Genomic DNA, 20209 nt, shown 5'->3' with positions numbered 1-20209 from the left:
GCGGCTATTTTGCGCTGTCCCGGCCTGCTTTGCCCATACCGCCTGATGCACACAGGGTCAAAGCTGCGCAGCCAGAAAAGCGGCGACCGCCTCCGGCATGACGCGCACATGGCCGGGAAATGGCGTCGAGGGGAAGCCCACATGGCCGCCCTCCGCAGGCTGCCAGAGGGTGATGTGGCCGCTCACATCTGCAGCCTGCGGCAGGCTGCTGACGGGAATGAAAGGGTCGTTCAGCGCATTCAACACCAACGCCGGCACCCCGATCTTGTACAGGTGTGGCTTGGCCGAGGCGCGCGCCCAGTAGTCTTCCGTGTTACTGAACCCGTGGAGCGGCGCGGTGAACACATTGTCAAAAGCGTAGAGGTCGCGGGCCGCCAGCAATTTCTCGCGGTCAAAAAGCCCCGGATGCTGCTCCAGCTTTTTCAGCGCCTTGGGCACCATGGTTTTGAGGAACATGCGGGCGTACACCTGACGGTTGAAACCCCGGCCAATGGCCCAGCCGCTGGCCGCCAGATCCAGCGGCGAGCAGACGGAGGCGATGCCCGCGACGACCTGGCGGGCGTCGGCGCCCCACTCACCCGCCCAGCGCATCAGGGCATTGCCGCCCAGCGAGATGCCCACGGCCACCACCGGCCCGGCATGCCGCTGCGCAAAGCGCCTGAGTATCCAGTCGATCTCGGCAAAGTCGCCCGAGTGGTAGGCGCGCGGCGCCAGGTTGAGCTCACCCGAGCAACCGCGAAAATGCGGCACGGCGCAAGCCCATCCGTGGCTGCGGGCCACATCGGCAAAGGCCTCGGCATAGTGGCTGGCCGAAGAACCCTCCAGGCCGTGAAACACGACCAGCAGTGGAGCCTCCACGCTCTTCACTGCGTGTAATTCGCGAGGCCTTGCAGGCCGCGGCTCGGCGGAAAATTGTGTTGCGCCTGCGCTCACCGCCTCTTGCATCGGGATGCTTGCACTCGCAGGTATCGGCGGGGACGGCCACAGCGCCGGGCCGCCCCCAGCAGGGCCAGCGCCCTCGGAGAGCAGCAAACCACCCAAAGCGGGGAGCGTGGGGGCATTACTCACCAGCCAGTCCACATCCACAAAATCGCTATCGGGCGTGGTCCAGCGCTCGCGGCGAAACTGCGGCGGCGGTCCCAGGAAGCGGCGCGAATGCAACGCGGCCCAGATGGTCTGGAGATTGCCGCCTGGAAGCCACCAGGGCGCTGAGTAATTCATCGCTGCGGCCCCCTCAATGAAGAACGGGCGGGATGTCAGAGACTTCCTGCATTTCGCGCGGAGTACCCGGGCTGGCATGGTGAGCGACCAGGCGCCAGCCTTGCGCGGTCTTGTGATACACGTTCGTAGCAATCACGTAGGCGTGGCGCGGGCCTTCGTTGGTCAGCACATCAATGCGCTCGAGCACGCTGTGCACGCTGGCGCTCATGGTTTCCAGCTTGCGCACCTTGATGGCGTGGGCCTGAATGCTGCCGTTGGAGAACATGGCATCAAACGTGGCGCGTATGGCGGCAGCGCCTACCAGCCGCGCGCCGCCGGGGTGTACACAAATGATCTCGTCTTCATCACCCCAGCAGGCCATGAGCTTTTCGATGTCCCCGCTTTGCAATGCTTCGTAAAAAGCAGCCTCGATGTCGTCGGCGTTACCGGTAGTGGCGGGTGGGACTTTGGGTTTGGACATGGAGTCAATCTGGCGATGGGCGATGGAGAGCCGGTGTTGAGTCCGGTGCTGAGTTCTTCTTGGGATTGTGCCCTGCAGCAAGCCAGGCTTGAACCACGCCCTGCATGCTCCGGGCCTGGCCGGCACTTTGGCCTGTGGTGGTGCTCTGGCCCGCCTGCCATAGCAGTTCCGGCGCAGCCACATGTGTGCCCGGGGGCAACACGCGCAAGGCAGCATCCACAAACTCGGCCAGCTTGGCCGGGCGCACCGGCTGCTCGCTCGCCGGGACCATGTACTTCAAGGTGGAGAGCATCCAGCCCGCCGTCTTCTCCAGCAGACCCGAAACCGCCGGCGCTTCAGCCTTGCGGGCCGAACGAACCAGCAGCACGCGCTCAAAGCCGAGGGCGACAACGGCCTGCTCGTCCAGATTGGCGAGGCCGCGTTTGAGCGCATCGGGCAAACGCCCCGACGCGTGCGGCACCACGATGACCAGGGTTTGCACGCCGCAGCGCTTGAGCCAGCGGGCCAGCGCTGGCAATTGCTCAGGGGCTGGCGTCCAGAGCGTGCGTTCACGTCCGTTGTAAAGCCGGGGCGGCTCGAACATGACCAGGCCGGTGTGCACCGGTTGCGGTCTGGCGGGCCACTGCTCAATCGGCAGGGGAGCGGCCAGCGCAATACCCACCGCCGGCAGGCCGGTGGCCATGGGTTCGGAAACCAGCACTTCCGTATGCGCAAACCGGCCACTGCCCACAAGGCGGCGCAAGACCTCGCTGCCCAGGACGCCAGCAACCCCTGCCACGAGCAGCCGGGGCCTGGCCGGCTGGGCGAATGCAGGTGGATGCAGTGACGCCTGCAGCGCCTGCAGCGGATTGCCCACCGGCAAGGTGCTGCGAGGTGCGGAAGGAGTGGACGACATTCGACTATGTTAGTGTTGCGGCTTGTATTTTGGAGGCCCTTCCATGAAATCCCGTAGTTTTAGTTTTGCCGGCTGGATGATGGCGGCCGCGCTGAGCGCGCTGCTCACCGGTTGCGGCTACAACGACTTTCAGCGCCTGGACGAGCAGACCAAATCCGCCTGGTCCGAGGTGCTGAACCAGTACCAGCGCCGCGCTGACCTGGTCCCCAACATTGTCGCCACTGTCAAGGGCGAGGCCGCTTTCGAGCAGGACACGTTGACCAAGGTCATAGAGGCGCGCGCCAAGGCCACATCCATCCAGGTCACGCCCGAAACCCTGAACGACCCGGCCGCCTTCAACAAATTCCAGCAGGCCCAGGGCGAACTCGGCAGCGCGCTCAGCCGGCTGATGGTGGTCAGCGAGCGCTATCCCGAACTCAAGGCCAACCAGGGTTTTCGTGACTTGCGGGTACAGCTGGAAGGCACCGAAAACCGCATCACGGTGGCGCGCAATCGCTACATCCAGGCGGTGCAGGAGTACAACGTGCTGACACGCAGCTTCCCCAGCAACCTGACGGCCATGGTGTTCAGCTACAGCGTCAAACCCAACTTCAATGTGCAGAACGAGGCACAGATCTCCACACCGCCTGTCGTTGACTTCAAGAAATAAGCGTTACCCTGGGATTGACCGTGCGTCGTTTTGCGGGTTTTCCAATTCGGGGCGGCGTCCTCCTGATGCTGGCCATGCTGCTGGCCGGCTGGCTGTCGCTGGCGTGGGCGCAAGGCGTGCAGGCGGTGCCGGCCCTGACGGCCCATGTCATGGACAGTACCGGTACGCTGGACGCGGCCCAGCGCGCGGCGCTTGAGGCCAAGCTGACGGCCTTTGAGCAAGCGCGCGGCGCCCAGGTCGTGATGCTGATCGTGGCGACCACCCAGCCCGAAGACATCGCCGCCTACGCCCAGCGGGTGGGCGACACCTGGAAGATAGGGCGCAAGGATATCGGTGATGGCCTGCTGCTGGTGGTCGCAAAGAACGACCGAAAGGTCCGGATCGAAACCACCAAAGCCCTTGAAGGCGCCATTCCCGACCTGGCGGCGCGCCAGATCATCGAGAGCGCGATTACCCCACGCTTCAGGCAGGGCGACTTTGCCGGCGGTCTGAACGCTGCCGCGGACCAGATCATGGCGCGCATCAGTGGGGAGAACCTGCCCACCCCCGAGAGCAAGAGCGCAAGCCGCCAGCAGGACAGCGGCTTCGACTGGATGGACCTGGCCGTCTTCCTGTTTTTTGCAGTGCCCATTGGCGCCCGCATCATTTCCGGTGTGCTGGGGCGCAAGGCCGGTTCGGTGGCCACCGGCGGCGCGGTTGGCGTGCTGGCCTGGATATTCACCAGCAGCTTGGTTGTCGCCGGCATCGCCGCGCTGGTGGGCCTGGTATTCGCCCTGTTTGCAAGCCTGGGCTCGCTGGGCCGGGGTAGCCGCTCTTCGGGCTGGGGTGGCCCGGGCACCATGGGAGGCTTTGGTAGTGGCGGTGGCAGTTGGGGCGGCAGCAGCGGCGGCGGCTTCAGCAGCGGTGGCGGTGGAGACTTTGGGGGCGGCGGCGCCTCGGGTGACTGGTAGACCCTCATGGCGAACAAGCTCAAAACCTTTATCAAGCACCTGTGGATGGACGCCTCCGATGCCCGGCGCGCGATCCCGCCCGACATGCTGCAGCGCGTGACACAGCGGGTGGCTGCCAGCGAGCGTCGCCACAGCGGCGAAATCCGCATTTGCGTGGAAGCGTCTTTGCCAGCCAGCTATCTGTGGCGATTGAGCCAGCAGCAACCCATCAGCGCCCTGACGCGGCAGCGTGCGCTGAGCCTGTTTGGCAAGCTGCGCGTCTGGGACACCGAGCACAACAACGGTGTGCTCATTTATGTGCTGCTGGCCGAGCATGCCATCGAAATTGTGGCGGACCGCGGCGTGGCCCGGCATGTGAGCCCGGCGCAGTGGCAGGCCATGGTGGCACGCATGGCCAGCGCGTTCCGGGAAAAGCGCTATGAAGACGGGCTGACCCAGGCGCTTGAAGAAACCTCGGCCGTCTTGATGACGCACTTCGCGGTGAATGCGACGCAGAACGGTTCGCCCGGCCAGTCAAACGAGTTGCCGGACACCCCCCTGCTTCAGTAAGCCGCCATCGGATACGCGAACCTTCGCGGGACCCGTTCAACGCGCGAACAGCACACCCAGAACAAACAGCGCAGTCAACACCAGCGCCACTCGCCGGAACCATGTTTTGCGCGACCGCTTGGCCTTGCGCCGGGGCGAAAGCCGGTCTACCCCTGCCAAGCTGTCCAGTGCACTGTCCATATGTGTTACCTCGTCGACAAGTTTGGAGCCGTCATACGATAAGGCGCCGCGTCGTGAGTCATTGTCAGTTTGGGTATCCAGTTGTTACCGGATAGGCTGCATAATCCCTGTTAAGCGGAGCAGCGGGCACTCCAGATTGACTCGCTGGTAGTGCCTGTATGGTGGGACATAGCCATCTGAATCAGAAGATGGCGTGCCGGCCTGTTGTGGAAACTGACTTGCAGCCCGCCCGCCATGAGCACTAGCGGGCTGCCATAAAAAAGCCCCTCACCTTGCGGGAGGGGCTCGTACGGCTCCATCGAGGGAACCGGCGCAACAGGCTTGACCCGCTGTACGCCTTTATTTTTATTTTTTCTGGCGGTATTTGCGCAGTGCGGCAATCTGGGCGGCCATGACGGTGAGTTCAGACTGGGCCATGGCGATGTCAATGTCGCTTCTGGCGTTTTTCAGTGCCTCTTCCGCGGCTGCCTTGGCTTCGCTGGCCTTGGTCTCGTCCAGGTCCTTGCCACGAATGGCGGTGTCGCTCAAGACCGTCACGCAATTGGGCTGCACTTCCAGCAGTCCACCGGCCACAAACACAAACTCTTCCGTGCCATCCTCTTTTTCAATGCGCACGGCACCCGGCTTGATGCGGGTGATCAGCGGCGTGTGGCGCGGGTAAATCCCCAGCTCGCCGGCCTCACCGGGTAAAGCCACAAACCTGGCTTCACCGGAGAAGATGGACTCTTCTGCGCTGACGACGTCGACGTGGATGGTATTCATATGAACCGCCCGTTAAACTTTTTTCGCTTTTTCAAACGCTTCGTCAATGGTGCCGACCATGTAGAAAGCCTGCTCTGGCAGGTGATCACACTCGCCAGCCACAATCATCTTGAAGCCGCGAATGGTTTCGGCCAGGCTCACGTACTTGCCGGGCGAGCCGGTGAACACTTCAGCGACGTGGAAGGGCTGCGACAGGAAACGCTGGATCTTGCGGGCGCGGGCCACGGCCAGCTTGTCTTCAGGGGCCAGTTCGTCCATGCCCAGAATCGCAATAATGTCGCGCAGTTCCTTGTAACGCTGCAGCGTGCCCTGCACTGCACGGGCAGTGGCGTAGTGGTCTTCACCCACCACGTTGGGGTCGAGCTGGCGGCTGGTCGAATCCAACGGGTCCACGGCGGGGTAGATACCCAACGAGGCGATGTCACGGCTCAGCACCACGGTGGAGTCCAGGTGGGCAAAGGTCGTGGCAGGCGAGGGGTCGGTCAAGTCGTCCGCCGGCACGTAAACGGCCTGGATGGACGTGATGGAACCGACCTTGGTGGAGGTAATACGCTCTTGCAGGCGACCCATTTCCTCGGCCAGCGTTGGCTGGTAGCCCACGGCGGAAGGCATGCGGCCCAGCAGCGCAGACACTTCGGTACCAGCCAGCGTGTAGCGGTAGATGTTGTCCACGAAGAACAGCACGTCGCGGCCTTCGTCACGGAAGGACTCGGCGATCGTCAGGCCGGTCAGCGCCACGCGCAGACGGTTGCCTGGGGGCTCGTTCATCTGGCCATACACCATGGCCACTTTGGACTCGCCGAGGTTCTCGAGGTTCACCACGCCGGAATCGGCCATCTCGTGGTAGAAGTCGTTGCCTTCACGGGTACGCTCGCCCACACCGGCAAACACGGACAGGCCCGAGTGCGCCTTGGCGATGTTGTTGATGAGCTCCATCATGTTCACGGTCTTGCCGACGCCGGCGCCGCCGAACAGGCCCACCTTGCCGCCCTTGGCGAACGGGCACACCAAGTCAATCACCTTGATGCCGGTTTCCAGCAGTTCCTGCGATGGCGACAGTTCGTCGTAGGCTGGAGCCTTGCGGTGAATCGGGGCGGTCAGCGTCTGATCAACCGGGCCGCGCTCGTCGATGGGCGCACCCAGCACGTCCATGATGCGGCCCAGCGTGGCCTTGCCCACGGGAACCGTGATGTTGGCGCCGGTGTTGTACACCGTGTTGCCGCGGCGCAGGCCATCCGACGTGCCCAGCGCGATGGTACGCACAATCCCGTCACCCAGCTGCTGCTGGACTTCCAGCGTCAGCGCGGAGCCTTCCATCTTGAGTGCGTCATAAATCTTGGGCATCTGGTCACGCGCAAACTCCACGTCCACCACCGCACCAATACACTGAACAATCTTGCCTTGAGCCTGAGCCATGATTGAATCCTTTTCCGTTCTTTAAATCTTGAATCGCTGTTGACCCGGGGTCAGACAGCTGCTGCACCGGCAACGATTTCCGAAAGTTCTTTCGTGATCGCCGCTTGACGCGTTTTGTTGTAGATCAGCTTGAGTTCGCCAATGACGCTGCCGGCGTTGTCGGTTGCAGCCTTCATGGCCACCATGCGGGCCGACTGCTCGGACGCCATGTTTTCGGCCACGGCCTGGTAAATCAGCGCCTCCACATAGCGGAGCAGCAGGTCGTCAATCACGGTCTGCGCGTCCGGCTCGTAGATATAGTCCCAGCCATGCTGGTCCTTGTCGGCCTGCAGATGAGCCGCCGTCAACGGCAGCAACTGCTCAACCACCGGTTCCTGGCGCATGGTGTTGATGAACTTGGTGTAGCACAGGTAGACCGCATTGATCTTGCCTTCGCTGTAGGCGTCGAGCAGCACCTTGACGGGGCCAATCAGTTTTTCGAGGTGCGGCTTGTCACCCAGCTGGGTGGCATGCGACACCACTTTGGCGCCGACCCGGTTAAGGAAACCCAGGCCCTTGTTTCCAATGGCCACGGCCAGCGCATCATGTCCCGCAGCCTGCAGATCCTTGAGCTTGCTGGTGACCGCCCGGAGTACATTGGTGTTCAAACCGCCGCACAGGCCCTTGTCAGTCGTCACCACGATAAACCCGGTGGCCTTGGCGTCGTTGGACTCCATGAAGGCATGGGTGTATTCGGGGTTGGCCTGACTCAGGTTGGCCGCGACGTTGCGAATCTTGTCGCTGTAAGGACGGGCGGCGCGCATCCGTTCCTGCGCCTTGCGCATTTTGGAGGCGGCCACCATTTCCATGGCCTTGGTGATCTTCTTGGTGTTTTCCACCGATTTGATCTTGCCGCGTATTTCCTTGCCTGCTGCCATAGTTGGTCCTAAGGGTTCCTGATGGTTTCTTGAGGGCTACTGTTCAGGCTGGCTCAGGCAAACGCCTTCTTGAACGCAGCCACTGCCGTGTTCAACTCGGCCTCGGCGTCCTTGTCCATGGCCTTGTTGGCTTCCAGCTTGGCCATCAGCGCAGCGTTCTTGTCCTTGAGCCAGGCATGCAGGCCGTGCTCGAAAGCCAGGACCTTCTTGACTTCCACGTCATCCATGAAGCCCTTGTTCACAGCGAACAGCGTGGCGGCCATGTTGGAGATGGACAGGGGCGAGTACTGGGCCTGCTTGAGCAACTCGGTCACGCGGGCACCGCGGTCCAGCTGCTTGCGGGTGGCTTCATCCAGGTCGGAAGCGAACTGCGCAAAAGCGGCCAGTTCACGGTACTGGGCCAGGTCGGTACGGATACCGCCGGACAGGTTCTTGATCAGCTTGGTCTGGGCGGCGCCACCGACGCGGGACACCGAGATACCGGCGTTGATCGCGGGACGGATACCGGCGTTGAACAGGCTGGTTTCCAGGAAGATCTGGCCGTCGGTGATCGAGATCACGTTGGTCGGCACGAAAGCGGACACGTCGCCAGCCTGCGTTTCGATGATCGGCAGTGCGGTCAGCGAGCCGGTCTTGCCCTTGACGGCGCCTTTGGTGAAGTCTTCAACATACTTCTCGTTCACGCGGGCTGCGCGCTCGAGCAGGCGGCTGTGCAGATAGAACACGTCGCCAGGGTAGGCTTCGCGGCCGGGTGGACGGCGCAGCAGCAACGAGACCTGGCGGTAAGCCACGGCCTGCTTGGACAGATCGTCATACACAATCAGCGCATCTTCACCACGATCGCGGAAGTATTCGCCCATCGTACAGCCGGAGTAGGCGCTCACATATTGCATGGCGGCCGACTCGGAAGCGGAAGCCGCCACCACAATGGTGTACTCCATCGCGCCGGCCTGCTCCAGCGAGCGAACCACGTTCTTGATCGAGGAGGCCTTCTGGCCGATCGCGACATAGACGCAGGAAACGCCTTTGCCCTTCTGGTTGATGATGGCGTCGATGGCCACGGCGGTCTTGCCGGTCTGGCGGTCGCCGATGATCAGTTCGCGCTGGCCACGGCCGACGGGCACCATGGAGTCGATGGACTTCAGGCCGGTCTGCAGGGGCTGGTCAACGGATTTACGGGCGATCACCCCGGGCGCCACCTTTTCGATCACGTCGGTCATCTTGGCATTGATCGGGCCTTTGCCGTCGATCGGCTGGCCCAGCGCGTTGACCACACGGCCCAGCAGCTCCGGTCCGACCGGTACTTCCAGAATGCGGCCCGTGCACTTGACGGTGTCGCCTTCGGCAATGTGCTCGTACTCGCCCAGAATCACGGAGCCGACCGAGTCACGCTCGAGGTTCAGCGCCAGGCCGTAAGTAGGCGTGCCGTCGGCGGTCGCGGGGAATTCCAGCATCTCGCCCTGCATCACATCGGACAGGCCGTGGATGCGGACAATACCGTCGGTCACCGAAACCACGGTGCCCTGGTTGCGAATGTCGGCACTGACAGTCAGGCCTTCGATACGGCTCTTGATCAGTTCAGAAATTTCTGCGGGATTGAGTTGCATGACTCTTTCCTTCTTTCTAGGTTGTTGGCTAAAGACTTGGGAGATGCGCGAAGGCGCCGGCTCAAGAAATCAGCGCCACTTTCATTTGCTCTAAACGGGCTTTCACCGAGGTGTCCAGCACCTCGTCACCCACCACGACACGTACGCCGCCAATCAGGGCCGGCTCCAGCTCCACCGCGAAGTTGAGCTTGCGGCCGAAGCGCTTTTCCAGCGTTGCAGCCAGATCAGCCAATGCCGGACCTTCCAGCGGAAATGCGCTGTATACGGTGGCATCGGAGGAACCGCTCTGCGCATTTTTCAGCACGCGGAACTGGGCGGCAATTTCCGGCAGGACGCTGATGCGGCCGTTCTCGATGACGGTGCGCAGGAAATTCTTCGCGGCGTCCGGCAGCTGGCTTTTGGCAACGCCGGAGATCACGTCAAAAGTCTGGGTCACCGTGACGCCGGGATTGCCGGCAAACTGCTGCAGTTGCACGTTGGCGGCAATGGCCGCCAGTTCATCGAGCCAGGCAGCGGCGGCGCCCAGATCAGACCCGGAGGCCTTGAACAGCGCTTCAGCGTAGGGACGGGCAATGGTGGCTAGTTCGGCCATGTATACGCTCGCTTAAAGTTCGGTCTTCAGGCGGCCCAGCAAGTCAGCATGCACGCCGGCATTGACTTCCTTGCGCAGAATCTGCTCGGCACCCTTGACGGCCAGTGCGGCCACCTGCTCGCGCAGGGTCTCGCGGGCCTTGACGGTTTGCTGCTCGGCTTCGACCTTGGCGGCGGCAATGATCTTGCTGCCCTCTTCGGTCGCCTTGGCTTTGGCTTCTTCGATCAGGGCCTGGGCACGGCGCTCGGCCTCAGCCAGGCGCACCGCCGATTCGCCACGCGATTTGGCCAGCTCTTCTTCGACGCGCTTGTTGGCAACGGAGAGTTCGGATTTGGCCTTGTCGGCAGCGGCGAGGCCGTCAGCGATTTTTTGGGCACGCTCGTCCAGCGCTTTCATAATGGGTGGCCACACAAATTTCATTGTGAACCACACCAGGATCGCGAAAACGATCGCCTGGACGAACAGGGTTGCATTAATACTCACGGCAACGCCTTTCTGTCGAATGTTGTGATGATTACTTCAGCACAAAAGGATTGGCAAACGCGAACATCATCGCGATACCCACGCCGATCAGGAAGGCGGCGTCGATCAGACCTGCGAGCAGGAACATCTTGGTTTGCAGTTCATTCATCAGCTCAGGCTGGCGGGCAGCGGCTTCGAGGTATTTGCTACCCATGATGCCGATGCCGATACATGCGCCGACAGCGCCCAGGCCAATAATCAGGCCAGCGGCCAAAGCGACGAAACCGAGAACGTGTTCCATTTAAAGCTCCTATGGATTTAATTAACTAACAAACAAAAGAAAAAAGGAAAAGAAAACCAGACCGACAAAACCTAGTGGTGATCGTGGGCCTGGCCCACATACACCAGCGCCAGCATCATGAAAATGAAGGCCTGCAAGGTGATGATCAGAATATGGAAAATGGCCCAGACAGCGCCGGTCAGGATCTGGCCGACCGGCAACAGGACGCCCGACAGCGAGGCAGCGGCAGCGCCGCCCATGAGCGCGATCAGCATGAACACCAGTTCGCCCGCATACATGTTGCCAAACAGTCGCATGCCATGCGAAACCGTTTTGGCCGCGAACTCGATCATCTGCATCAGGAAGTTGACCGGCCACAGCACCGGGTGGCTACCGAACGGCGCCGTGAAAAGCTCATGCAGCCAGCCGCCTGCGCCTTTGATCTTGATGTTGTAGGCAATGCAGACCAGCAAGACCGAGGTCGACAGGCCCAGCGTGGTGGAAAGATCGGCGGTAGGCACAACCCGCATGTAGGCGTGGTGCGGGTCATGCCCGGCGGCGCCATAAATCGCCGCCCAGATCCTGGGCAGCAAGTCCACGGGCAGCAAGTCCATGGCGTTCATCAGGAAAATCCAGACAAAGACGCTCAGGGCCAGCGGCGCGACCAGCTTGCGGCTGTGGGTGTTCTTGATGATGCCGCGGGCCTGGGTGTCCACCATTTCCACCAGAATTTCCACCGCAGCCTGAAAGCGCCCAGGAGCACCCGCCGTTGCGGACCGCGCGGCCCACCACATGAAAAAGCTGCCAGTGATGCCCAACAGCAGCGCCCAGAAAATGGAGTCTAGGTTGTACACCGAAAAATCGATGACGCCGCTCATGGGCTTGTTTTGCCAATGCGTCAGGTGGTGACCGATGTACTCACCGGCGGTCGGGCCTTGGGCAGTCGTAGCTAAAGTGGCTTCAGAACTCATCACTCAACTCTTCTTAATATTGATTAGGCTAATCTGTTCGATCGGGACTGGAACCAGAGCACCAGCCAGACCACCTTCATTGTCACCACCAAACCGACCAGCAGGGCTGGCCAGCTCAAATCCGAAACCATGCGGGGGGCGGCAAACAACATCGCCACCGTCAGGCCAATCTTGACCATTTCCCACAAAAAAAATCCAGCCACCGCAGCGCCCGGATTCATGGCCGACACCTTGCTGGTCAGGCCGCGTGCAAACAAGGCACCCGGCACAACCACAGCCAGCACCCCATACATCGCCGACCAGCCCACACTTGGCCTTCCGGTCAGCAGCCAGGCGGCACACGCCACCAGAACACCGACCACCAACTGCCCCGCCAACACAGCCCACGGAGAGATGGAAGGCTTCGCTTCACGAAGCTTTTGGGCTTCCTCGCGCGTCAGGGGCTTGAAACCCTCGTCGAGCGCGCCATCTTCATCTCTCTCCCACGCGTCCTGCGCGGAGTGCCGGGCTCTGGAGTTTTCGGCCGAACTTGCTATTTTGGACATCACAAATTACGGGAAAGTTACAGGGCCGTTGCCAGCAAAGCCCTTGATTATACGTAGAAACCCCAGCGCGCCGACAAAACCCGGAATTTGAATCTGAATTAGGGGCGATTGACACGCCCGGCCAGGGGTGTAGCCGGGTGGTCCACAATCGGGGTTTTGGGCTGCCCCCATGGCCGTCCCCCTCATTCGCGAAAGAATATCTGCCATGCACGCCCTGATGAAATTTCTCCATGTCGTTGCCGCTATCGCCTGGCTGGGCGGCGTGAGTTTCATGCTGTTTGCCCTGCGCCCTGCGGCGGCTGAACTGCTGGCTCCGCCCCAGCGGCTACCCCTCATTGCGCAAGTGCTGCGCCGTTTTTTTTGGCTGGTATGGCCCGCCATCGGCATCCTGCTCCTGAGCGGCCTGGCCATGCTGCTGGGCATCGGAATGAAAAACGCGCCGCTCGGCTGGCACCTGATGCTCGGCATCGGGCTTGTGATGTTTGCGCTGTTTGGCCATCTTTACTTCGGACCTTTTCGCCGCATGAAACAGGCCCTCGGCAATTCGAACTGGCCGGAAGGCGGCCGCCGCGCCGGACAGATCGCCACCCTGGCCATCACCAACCTGGCGTTGGGCGCCCTGGCCATCGCTGCGGTCATCTTCCTGGTCTGAATATGGTGCAGGTCAATATTTTTTTCCGGTCCTTGCTGTGAGAGCACAGAAAAGCACGGCGCCACGTCGCACAGGATGGACCGGTCGGCTGAAGGCCTTGCTGCCCACCCGCGAAACGCTGTCGGCCCACCCCTGGCTCAAGCCTGTGGCCCATCGGCTGCTGGACCCCCAGTTGTGGCGGCCGCACCACGAATCGGTGGCACGCGGCGTGGCCATTGGCATCTTCTGGGCCTTCGCCATTCCGTTCGCGCAATTCCTGGTGGCGGCGGCCCACAGCGTATGGTGGCGCGCCAATATCCCGGTAGCCGCCGGCGTCACACTGATCACCAACCCATTCACCATAGGCTTCTGGCTCTGGCTGGCCTACCAGGTGGGCCGCCCCTTGCTGGACGCCCCGCCGCCGCCGACCGTGGCGGAGGGAGCCGGCGTAGTCGCCTGGCTGACGTCCTTCGGCGCCCCCGCCATTCTTGGCATGGGCATCTTTGCCGTAGGCGGCTCGATTACCAGCTACATGCTCGTCAAGCTTGTCTGGCGCCTGCGCATCTGGTTCAAGCGCCGCCATCGATAGACAATCAGCTTCGCCCGCAACACCGCCCCATCCGCCTCCATCGCCTTCACCGCCTCCAATCAGTCCTCCGACCTTACTTTTTCCCGTTCATCATGACGTCCTCTTCCCCCTCTACCCTGCCCGACACACCGTGCTACCTCAACGGCGAGTTCACCAGCCTGAAAGACGCCAAGATCAGCGTGCTGGACCGGGGCTTCATCTTTGGCGATGGGGTGTATGAGGTCGTGCCGGCCTACGCGGGCAAGCTGTTCCGCTTTGAGCAGCACATGGCGCGCCTTAGCCGCAGCCTGGCGGAACTGCGCATCGCCAACCCCATGACACACGCCGAGTGGCGCGAACTCACGCTCAAACTGATAGCGTCTTACGACCAATCCATGCCGGCCGACATGGAGAAAGGCAACCAGCTGATCTACATCCAGGTCACCCGCGGCGTGGCCATGCGCGACCACCCCATGCCGCCCGGCCTGACGCCCACCGTCTTCGTCATGACCAACGCCCTGAAGTTGCCCGGCGCGCAGCAGCGCGAGCAGGGCGTGGCCTGCGTGACCGCTGACGACTTCCGTTGGGAAAAGGCCCACATCAAAAGCGTCAGCCTGCTGGGTGCGGTGTTCTCGCGCCAGATCAGCGTGGACGCCGGCGCGGTCGAAACCGTGATGTTCCGTGACAACTACCTGAGCGAAGCAGCCTCCAGCAACGTCTGGGTCGTCAAGAACGGCACGGTGATGGGACCGCCGAAGGACCAGCTGGTGCTCGAGGGCATCCGTTACGGCCTGATGGAGGAAATGTGCCGGGCCCTGGGCCTGGGGTTTGAGCTGCGCCGCATCACGCGCGCCGAAGTACTGGCGGCCGACGAGTTGCTGCTGTCGTCGGCCACCAAGGAGGTACTGCCCGTCACCCTGCTGGACGGTCAACCGGTTGGAAATGGCAAGCCCGGCCCCATCTATGCCAGCTTGTATGCTGCATACCAGCAGGCCAAGCGAGAGCAATCAACATGACGACTTCACCGAAAAACCCGCCGACAACCCCGCCGAACGCCGCGCCCGAACCCGCACCGCGTCAGGAGTCGCTGATCGACTACCCTTCGCTCTTCCCCATCAAGGTCATGGGCGAAAAAGTCGATGGGCTGGTGGCGGCAATCACCTCCGTGGCGCACCAGTTCGACCCCGTGTTTGACGCCACCACCATCGAGCTGCGCGAAAGCAAGGGCGGCAAATACCTGGGCGTCACCATCACGGTGACCGCCACCAGTCGCGAGCAGCTGGACGAGCTCTACCGCACACTGTCCACCCATCCGATGGTCAAGGTGGTTCTGTAAATCGCATCAGTTTTACCGCTCAAAATTTCATAAGGAATAGCGCCACAATTCTTGTGAAAATAATTTGACACTTATTTTCACAAGATTATCATCATGGAATTCTTATAAAAATTCCCATGGCAGAACAAACGCAAAGAGCTGGGCGCTACATCCAACAACTAACGGGCTACAGAGCTTTTGTCCCCGAAGGCTTGCCCCCGAATCCGGACATTGAATTCGACGGAGAACTGCGCACCTTGCTGTCCGCCGCCGACCGGGACATCGCCCGCCTTGACGCTATCGCCACTTTGCTCCCCAACCCGGACTTGTTTGTCGCCATGTACGTGCGCCACGAGGCTGTGCTGTCGTCACAAATCGAAGGTACTCAGAGCACATTGGAAGACGTACTGGCTTTTGAGGCGCAGGGCACGAGCAACGACACGCCCAAAGACGTAGAAGAAGTCATTAACTACGTGCGCGCCATGAACCACGGCCTGCGGCGTCTGAATGAGCTGCCGTTGAGTCTGCGCCTGCTCAAAGAGATCCATGGCGAGCTCATGCAGAACGTGCGCGGTGGCGAAAAAACGCCAGGCGAATTCCGCACATCGCAAAACTGGATCGGATCAGCCGGCAGCACGCTCGCCAATGCCTCCTTTGTGCCGCCCCCACCTCATGAGTTGATGAACGCTTTGGGCATGCTTGAGAAATTCCTGCATGAAGGCAAATCCACAGTTCCTCTGCTCATTCGCTGCGGTCTGGCACATGCGCAGTTTGAAACCATTCATCCTTTTCTGGATGGCAACGGCCGCGTAGGTCGCCTGCTGATCACGCTCATCCTGTGCGAGGAGCAGGCGCTGTCACGCCCTTTGCTCTACCTGTCTGTTTTTCTCAAGGCGCATCGCAGCGAGTATTACGACCGTCTTACCGCCATCCGGGACCACGGCCATTGGGAACAGTGGCTCAAATTCTTCCTGCGTGGCGTCAGCCAGACGGCTCGGGCGGCCACACAGACAGCCACTGACATCGTCAAAATGCGCGAGGCGCACCGTAACGCCCTCATGAAAAGCCCCAAAGCACTCAAGCTGCTGGACAGCCTCTTCCAGCAGCCACTGGTTTCACCCAACCGCATTGCAGAAATTGTGGGTTGCACCCACCCCACTGCCGTCAAACTCGCGCGCGACCTGGAAGAACGCGGCTGGCTGCGTGAAGTCACTGGCTTTGAGCGAAATCGCCTGTATCGCTACCAGCCCTATATGGAACTCTTCCACCGCGAAACCGTGGAGGCCACCTTTGCAGCGCAGTCTCCCATTCAAACAAGCGTCGGCGTCAGCTGAACAACGGACACCGATCACACATGCCTACCCTCGACTGGCTCAACCGCGCTCAAGCCTTCACCACTTCCGGCTGCGTTCCTTACCGCCTGCTGGAAGAAGTATCGATACATACACCAACCACCAAAACCGAAACGTCACAGCCTGAACGGGACGGCGTGGGAATGTCCGGGCAACTGGACGCCTTGCTTGCATGAATATGGAAATACGTCACCTGGGTCGGGTCGATTACCTGCCCACCTACGAGGCCATGCAGGCCTTCACGCTTGAGCGCACCGCGGCAACGCCGAATTCGCTATGGATTTGTGAGCACCCACCGGTCTATACACAAGGGCTGGCGGGAAAAATAGAACATGTATTGAATCCCGGCGACATCCCCGTGGTGCAAACCAACCGCGGCGGCCAGGTGACCTACCATGGCCCCGGGCAGGTGGTGGCTTACCCGCTGATCGACCTCAAGCAGGCCGGCTACTACGTCAAGGAATATGTCTACCGCATCGAGGAAGCGGTCATCAGGACCCTGTCGCATTTTGGCGTCACAGGGCACCGCGTACCCGGCGCGCCGGGGATTTATGTGCGGCTGGATGATCCGTTTAGCCATGCACGGCTGCGGCCCTCACCCCAACCCTCTCCCAAAGGGAGAGGGAGCAGCACCCCGGTTTTACTCCCTCCCCTTCCGGGGGAGGGCGGGGGGGGGGGAGGGCCCGATCCCGACCCTTTCCACAGCCTGGGGAAAATCGCCGCACTGGGCATCAAGGTCAGCCGCCACTGCACCTACCACGGCGTGGCGCTCAACGTGGCCATGGACCTGGAACCCTTCTCACGCATCAACCCTTGCGGCTATGCCGGACTGAAAACGGTCGACCTTCGTACAATCGGGGTATCTGTCACGTGGCAAGAGGCTGCGGACGTGTTGGGGCAGAAGCTGTCAAGTTATCTGGCACCCTGATTTCCCGCTCGGGCTGAGCCTGTCCAAGCCCCCGGTTCACACCGGCCATGAGCGGATTACCCAGCCCTTCGACAGGCTCAGGGCAAACGGCACCCGACATGAGCACATCAGAAGCCACCAATCCAGTTGTCCGCGACGTCCAGGCCCTGGAAACCTACAACCCGCTGGCCAAGCAGAAGGCGGCGGCCAAGCTGTCGCGCATTCCGGTCAAGGTGGAACGCGCCGAGGTGCTGAAGAAGCCCGACTGGATTCGCGTCAAGGCCGGCAGCCCAACCACCCGCTTTTACGAGATCAAGCAGATCCTGCGGGAAAACAAGCTCAACACCGTGTGCGAAGAAGCCAGTTGCCCCAACATCGGCGAGTGTTTCGGCAAGGGCACCGCCACCTTCATGATCATGGGCGACAAATGCACGCGCCGCTGCCCGTTTTGCGACGTCGGCCACGGCCGGCCCGATCCGCTGGACGTGAATGAGCCCGAGAACCTGGCCAAAACCATTGCCGCACTCAGGCTCAAATACGTCGTGATCACCAGCGTGGACCGCGACGACCTGCGCGACGGCGGCAGCGGGCATTTTGTCGAATGCATCCAGAAAATTCGTGAACTGTCGCCCGGCACCACCATCGAAATCCTGGTGCCCGACTTCCGCGGCCGCGACGACCGCGCGCTGGAAATCCTCAAGGCTGCACCGCCTGACGTGATGAACCACAACCTCGAGACCGCGCCGCGCCTGTACAAGGAAGCGCGTCCCGGCAGCGACTATCAGTTCTCCCTGAACCTGCTCAAGAAATTCAAGGCGCTACACCCCAACGTGCCCACCAAGAGCGGCATCATGGTCGGCCTGGGTGAAACCGACGAAGAGATTTTGCAGGTCATGCGTGACATGCGCACCCACAACATCGACATGCTGACCATTGGCCAGTACCTGGCACCGTCGACCAGCCACCTGCCGGTGCGCCGCTATGTGCACCCCGACACCTTCAGGATGTTTGAAGAGGAAGCCTACAAGATGGGCTTTACCCACGCCGCCGTGGGTGCAATGGTGCGCTCCAGCTACCACGCCGACCAGCAGGCCCACGCCGCGGGTGTCGCCGACAAGGCCGACGCCGCATCGGCGCCCTGACCCATGGACAGGCCGCAGGGCTCGCTGTCGCTACGCCGCTACGGCGCCTCGCACGGCAGCCATGCGCATGCGCACTTTCAGGTGCTGCTCGGACTGGAGGGCGTGCTGGAGCTCGAGGTGCAGGGCCGCGGCAGGCGCATTGCCGCCGGCGAGGGCTGCGTGATTATTCCAGGCGAGCGGCACGACTTTGAATCGAAGCAGGGCAGCCGCTGCCTGGTGCTGGACACGCACCACGCCGGCTGGTCGTATTGCGACCCGTCGCCGGCACAAAGCACAGAAGCCATCGCCCTGGCCCATTATCTGGAGCAGGCCTTGCAGCAGCAGGGCAGCCTGGCCCACCACTGCGGCCCGCTGTTGTTGCTGCAGGCATGGCAAAGGCCGGCAGCTCTCGCCGAGAAGACGGCGCGGCCAGCGCGACATCAGCGCGCCATTGACTGGCACCAGCTGGCTGGCTGGACGCAGCTGCGGCTGCACGAACCCCTGAGCGTTGCGCAGCTCGCCGCGCAGGCTTTCCTGAGCCCGACCCAGTTCGCAGCGCGGTGCCGTCGCGAAACCGGCCAGAGCGTCATGCAATGGCTGCGCAGCCAGCGTCTGGCACTGGCTTTGCAATTGCAGGGGCGCGGCGTGACGGTTGCAGACACGGCCCTGCGATGCGGCTACCAGTCGCCCTCGGCACTGACAGCGGCGCTGCGGCGCCAGAAGCTCACCGAGTCCAACCAGGCCGACAAGGCCGACCAATAACGGCACGGATCATTCGGGCGGCATTTGCCTGCCCAGCCCCCGCCCCGCGGAACGGGTTATCGGAGACCGGTGACCGAATGCAGGCGGCCCGGGCGTCGTTGCGCACTGGCGAGACCGTGCTTGCGCGACGATCGCACAACCCAAACACCCTATGCTTGCGCCATGCCCGCCAATTTATATGCACTGGGCGCCATCGCGCTATGGATCTCCCTGGCCTCGCTCGGCGTCTCGCTCAAACACATTCCGCCCTTTTTGCTGACCGGCATGGCGCTGCTGATGGGTAGCCTGCTGGCATTGCCGTTGGTGCTGAAAGACAGACAGTTGTGGAAGGTGCCCGCCAGGACCTTTGTGATGGGCATTTATGGCCTGTTCGGCTACCACTTCCTGCTCTTCATCGCCCTGCGCCACGCGCCACCCGTGGAGGCCAACCTGGTCAACTACCTGTGGCCGCTGTTGATGGTGGTGCTCGCGCCGTTGTTCCTGCCAGGTGTGCGACTGCGCGTCCTGCATGTGATCGCGGCGCTGCTGGGTTTTGCCGGCGCGGCGATTGCCATCCTCGGCGCCGACCAGGGCCTGGCGGGAGGAAGCGGAGCGCATGGCTGGTCTTGGGGTTACCTGCCTGCGCTGGGCGCGGCCTTGATCTGGGCCAGTTACTCGCTGCTGACCCGGCGCGTACCAGCCTTTCCCACCGCCGCCATCGGGCTTTTTGGCATGGTCTCGGGGCTGCTGTCGCTGCTGTGTCATTTTCTGCTGGAGCCGCAGGTGGCATTGTCTGGCCAGGACTGGCTGCTGCTGGCCGTGACAGGCCTGGGTCCGCTGGGCGCCGCTTTTTTTCTGTGGGACAAAGCGCTCAAATCAGGCGATGTGCGGCAAATCGGCATCCTGAGTTACCTGACCCCCTTGGGCTCCACCGCCTTGCTGTTGGTGGTCAGTGGCAGGGCCTTGACCACCAGCATCGCCGTTGCCGCCTTGTTGATTCTGGGCGCTGCGGTATTGGGCACCCGCTCAAGATAGCCAAGGCAAGTCAGGCCCCCACAAAACGTACGATCGGGCAATAAAGAAAGGGTGGCGACGGCTGCGCGCCATCACCACCCTCC

At 62.0% G+C, this 20209-nt stretch carries 26 protein-coding genes; 13 read left to right on the top strand and 13 right to left on the bottom strand.

The features are described 5' to 3' along the window. Nucleotides 1-57 precede the first annotated feature (57 nt). From BPRO_RS01680 to BPRO_RS01670, 3 genes are read right to left on the bottom strand one after another with little or no spacing between them, the layout of a single operon-like run. On the bottom strand, nucleotides 58-1221 hold the full coding sequence (locus tag BPRO_RS01680; protein WP_011481306.1) for a YheT family hydrolase: 1164 nt from the start codon (nucleotides 1219-1221) through the stop codon (nucleotides 58-60). Nucleotides 1222-1234: 13 nt separating this feature from the next. After that, complete coding sequence (locus tag BPRO_RS01675) at nucleotides 1235-1681, bottom strand: YybH family protein (RefSeq protein WP_011481305.1); 447 nt, start codon at nucleotides 1679-1681, stop codon at nucleotides 1235-1237. A 4-nt stretch (nucleotides 1682-1685) separates the two neighbouring features. After that, complete coding sequence (locus tag BPRO_RS01670; RefSeq protein ID WP_049764055.1) at nucleotides 1686-2576, bottom strand: hypothetical protein; 891 nt, start codon at nucleotides 2574-2576, stop codon at nucleotides 1686-1688. Between the two features lie 43 nt (nucleotides 2577-2619). Here BPRO_RS01670 and BPRO_RS01665 point away from each other — a divergent pair, with 43 nt between their 5' ends. The 3 genes from BPRO_RS01665 (at nucleotide 2620) to BPRO_RS01655 (ending at nucleotide 4724) form a co-directional block, all read left to right on the top strand. Next, complete coding sequence (locus BPRO_RS01665) at nucleotides 2620-3225, top strand: LemA family protein (RefSeq protein ID WP_011481303.1); 606 nt, start codon at nucleotides 2620-2622, stop codon at nucleotides 3223-3225. A gap of 65 nt (nucleotides 3226-3290) precedes the next feature. Then, nucleotides 3291-4175 carry a TPM domain-containing protein gene (locus tag BPRO_RS01660; protein WP_049764054.1) on the top strand — a complete coding sequence of 295 codons (885 nt, stop codon included), beginning with the start codon at nucleotides 3291-3293 and terminating at the stop codon, nucleotides 4173-4175. Nucleotides 4176-4181: 6 nt separating this feature from the next. After that, complete coding sequence (locus tag BPRO_RS01655; RefSeq protein WP_011481301.1) at nucleotides 4182-4724, top strand: TPM domain-containing protein; 543 nt, start codon at nucleotides 4182-4184, stop codon at nucleotides 4722-4724. A gap of 36 nt (nucleotides 4725-4760) precedes the next feature. Here BPRO_RS01655 and BPRO_RS29375 read toward each other — a convergent pair whose 3' ends face one another. From BPRO_RS29375 to BPRO_RS01610, 10 genes are all read right to left on the bottom strand, one after another. Beyond that, nucleotides 4761-4904 carry a hypothetical protein gene (locus BPRO_RS29375; protein ID WP_157045706.1) on the bottom strand — a complete coding sequence of 48 codons (144 nt, stop codon included), beginning with the start codon at nucleotides 4902-4904 and terminating at the stop codon, nucleotides 4761-4763. 345 nt (nucleotides 4905-5249) lie between these two features. Further along, nucleotides 5250-5666 carry a F0F1 ATP synthase subunit epsilon gene (locus BPRO_RS01650; RefSeq protein ID WP_011481300.1) on the bottom strand — a complete coding sequence of 139 codons (417 nt, stop codon included), beginning with the start codon at nucleotides 5664-5666 and terminating at the stop codon, nucleotides 5250-5252. Between the two features lie 12 nt (nucleotides 5667-5678). Beyond that, a complete protein-coding gene (atpD, locus tag BPRO_RS01645; protein WP_011481299.1) occupies nucleotides 5679-7082 on the bottom strand; it encodes a F0F1 ATP synthase subunit beta in 1404 nt (467 codons plus the stop codon). 50 nt (nucleotides 7083-7132) lie between these two features. Continuing rightward, nucleotides 7133-7999, bottom strand: coding sequence for a F0F1 ATP synthase subunit gamma (gene atpG, locus BPRO_RS01640; protein ID WP_011481298.1), 867 nt, complete (start codon nucleotides 7997-7999; stop codon nucleotides 7133-7135). A 53-nt stretch (nucleotides 8000-8052) separates the two neighbouring features. After that, complete coding sequence (gene atpA, locus BPRO_RS01635; protein ID WP_011481297.1) at nucleotides 8053-9606, bottom strand: F0F1 ATP synthase subunit alpha; 1554 nt, start codon at nucleotides 9604-9606, stop codon at nucleotides 8053-8055. 61 nt (nucleotides 9607-9667) lie between these two features. After that, nucleotides 9668-10198, bottom strand: coding sequence for a F0F1 ATP synthase subunit delta (locus tag BPRO_RS01630; RefSeq protein WP_011481296.1), 531 nt, complete (start codon nucleotides 10196-10198; stop codon nucleotides 9668-9670). Between the two features lie 12 nt (nucleotides 10199-10210). Continuing rightward, entirely contained in the window at nucleotides 10211-10681 is a 471-nt protein-coding gene (locus BPRO_RS01625; protein WP_011481295.1) for a F0F1 ATP synthase subunit B, read from the bottom strand. 31 nt (nucleotides 10682-10712) lie between these two features. Continuing rightward, nucleotides 10713-10961, bottom strand: coding sequence for a F0F1 ATP synthase subunit C (gene atpE / locus BPRO_RS01620; RefSeq protein ID WP_011481294.1), 249 nt, complete (start codon nucleotides 10959-10961; stop codon nucleotides 10713-10715). 71 nt (nucleotides 10962-11032) lie between these two features. Then, a complete protein-coding gene (gene atpB / locus BPRO_RS01615) occupies nucleotides 11033-11911 on the bottom strand; it encodes a F0F1 ATP synthase subunit A (RefSeq protein ID WP_011481293.1) in 879 nt (292 codons plus the stop codon). A 23-nt stretch (nucleotides 11912-11934) separates the two neighbouring features. Continuing rightward, a complete protein-coding gene (locus BPRO_RS01610; RefSeq protein WP_011481292.1) occupies nucleotides 11935-12456 on the bottom strand; it encodes an ATP synthase subunit I in 522 nt (173 codons plus the stop codon). 217 nt (nucleotides 12457-12673) lie between these two features. Here BPRO_RS01610 and BPRO_RS01605 point away from each other — a divergent pair, with 217 nt between their 5' ends. The 10 genes from BPRO_RS01605 (at nucleotide 12674) to BPRO_RS01565 (ending at nucleotide 20126) form a co-directional block, all read left to right on the top strand. Beyond that, the gene (locus BPRO_RS01605) at nucleotides 12674-13108 is read left to right on the top strand and encodes a DUF4149 domain-containing protein (protein ID WP_232291474.1); all 435 of its coding nucleotides are present in this window, start codon (nucleotides 12674-12676) and stop codon (nucleotides 13106-13108) included. Between the two features lie 97 nt (nucleotides 13109-13205). Beyond that, nucleotides 13206-13676, top strand: a complete 471-nt coding sequence (locus tag BPRO_RS01600; RefSeq protein ID WP_232291473.1) for a DUF2062 domain-containing protein — start codon at nucleotides 13206-13208, stop codon at nucleotides 13674-13676. A 92-nt stretch (nucleotides 13677-13768) separates the two neighbouring features. Beyond that, entirely contained in the window at nucleotides 13769-14671 is a 903-nt protein-coding gene (locus BPRO_RS01595) for a D-amino acid aminotransferase (RefSeq protein ID WP_011481289.1), read from the top strand. Beyond that, the gene (locus tag BPRO_RS01590) at nucleotides 14668-14991 is read left to right on the top strand and encodes a YbeD family protein (protein ID WP_011481288.1); all 324 of its coding nucleotides are present in this window, start codon (nucleotides 14668-14670) and stop codon (nucleotides 14989-14991) included. Before BPRO_RS01595 ends, BPRO_RS01590 begins: the two co-directional genes overlap by 4 nt. Nucleotides 14992-15107: 116 nt before the next feature. After that, nucleotides 15108-16304 carry a Fic family protein gene (locus BPRO_RS01585; RefSeq protein ID WP_011481287.1) on the top strand — a complete coding sequence of 399 codons (1197 nt, stop codon included), beginning with the start codon at nucleotides 15108-15110 and terminating at the stop codon, nucleotides 16302-16304. A gap of 20 nt (nucleotides 16305-16324) precedes the next feature. After that, complete coding sequence (locus BPRO_RS29370; protein ID WP_157045705.1) at nucleotides 16325-16498, top strand: hypothetical protein; 174 nt, start codon at nucleotides 16325-16327, stop codon at nucleotides 16496-16498. Further along, entirely contained in the window at nucleotides 16495-17250 is a 756-nt protein-coding gene (gene lipB, locus BPRO_RS01580) for a lipoyl(octanoyl) transferase LipB (protein WP_011481286.1), read from the top strand. Before BPRO_RS29370 ends, lipB begins: the two co-directional genes overlap by 4 nt. A 98-nt stretch (nucleotides 17251-17348) precedes the next feature. After that, a complete protein-coding gene (gene lipA, locus BPRO_RS01575; RefSeq protein ID WP_041388209.1) occupies nucleotides 17349-18371 on the top strand; it encodes a lipoyl synthase in 1023 nt (340 codons plus the stop codon). Between the two features lie 3 nt (nucleotides 18372-18374). Next, nucleotides 18375-19112 (top strand): AraC family transcriptional regulator, encoded by a 738-nt coding sequence (locus tag BPRO_RS01570; RefSeq protein ID WP_011481284.1) that lies wholly within the window; start codon nucleotides 18375-18377, stop codon nucleotides 19110-19112. A 162-nt stretch (nucleotides 19113-19274) separates the two neighbouring features. Continuing rightward, nucleotides 19275-20126, top strand: coding sequence for a DMT family transporter (locus BPRO_RS01565; RefSeq protein ID WP_041388207.1), 852 nt, complete (start codon nucleotides 19275-19277; stop codon nucleotides 20124-20126). Nucleotides 20127-20209 lie beyond the last annotated feature (83 nt).

The organism is Polaromonas sp. JS666 (assembly GCF_000013865.1).
GTDB lineage: Bacteria > Pseudomonadota > Gammaproteobacteria > Burkholderiales > Burkholderiaceae_C > Polaromonas.
This window is presented reverse-complemented; position numbering and strand designations above follow the sequence as displayed.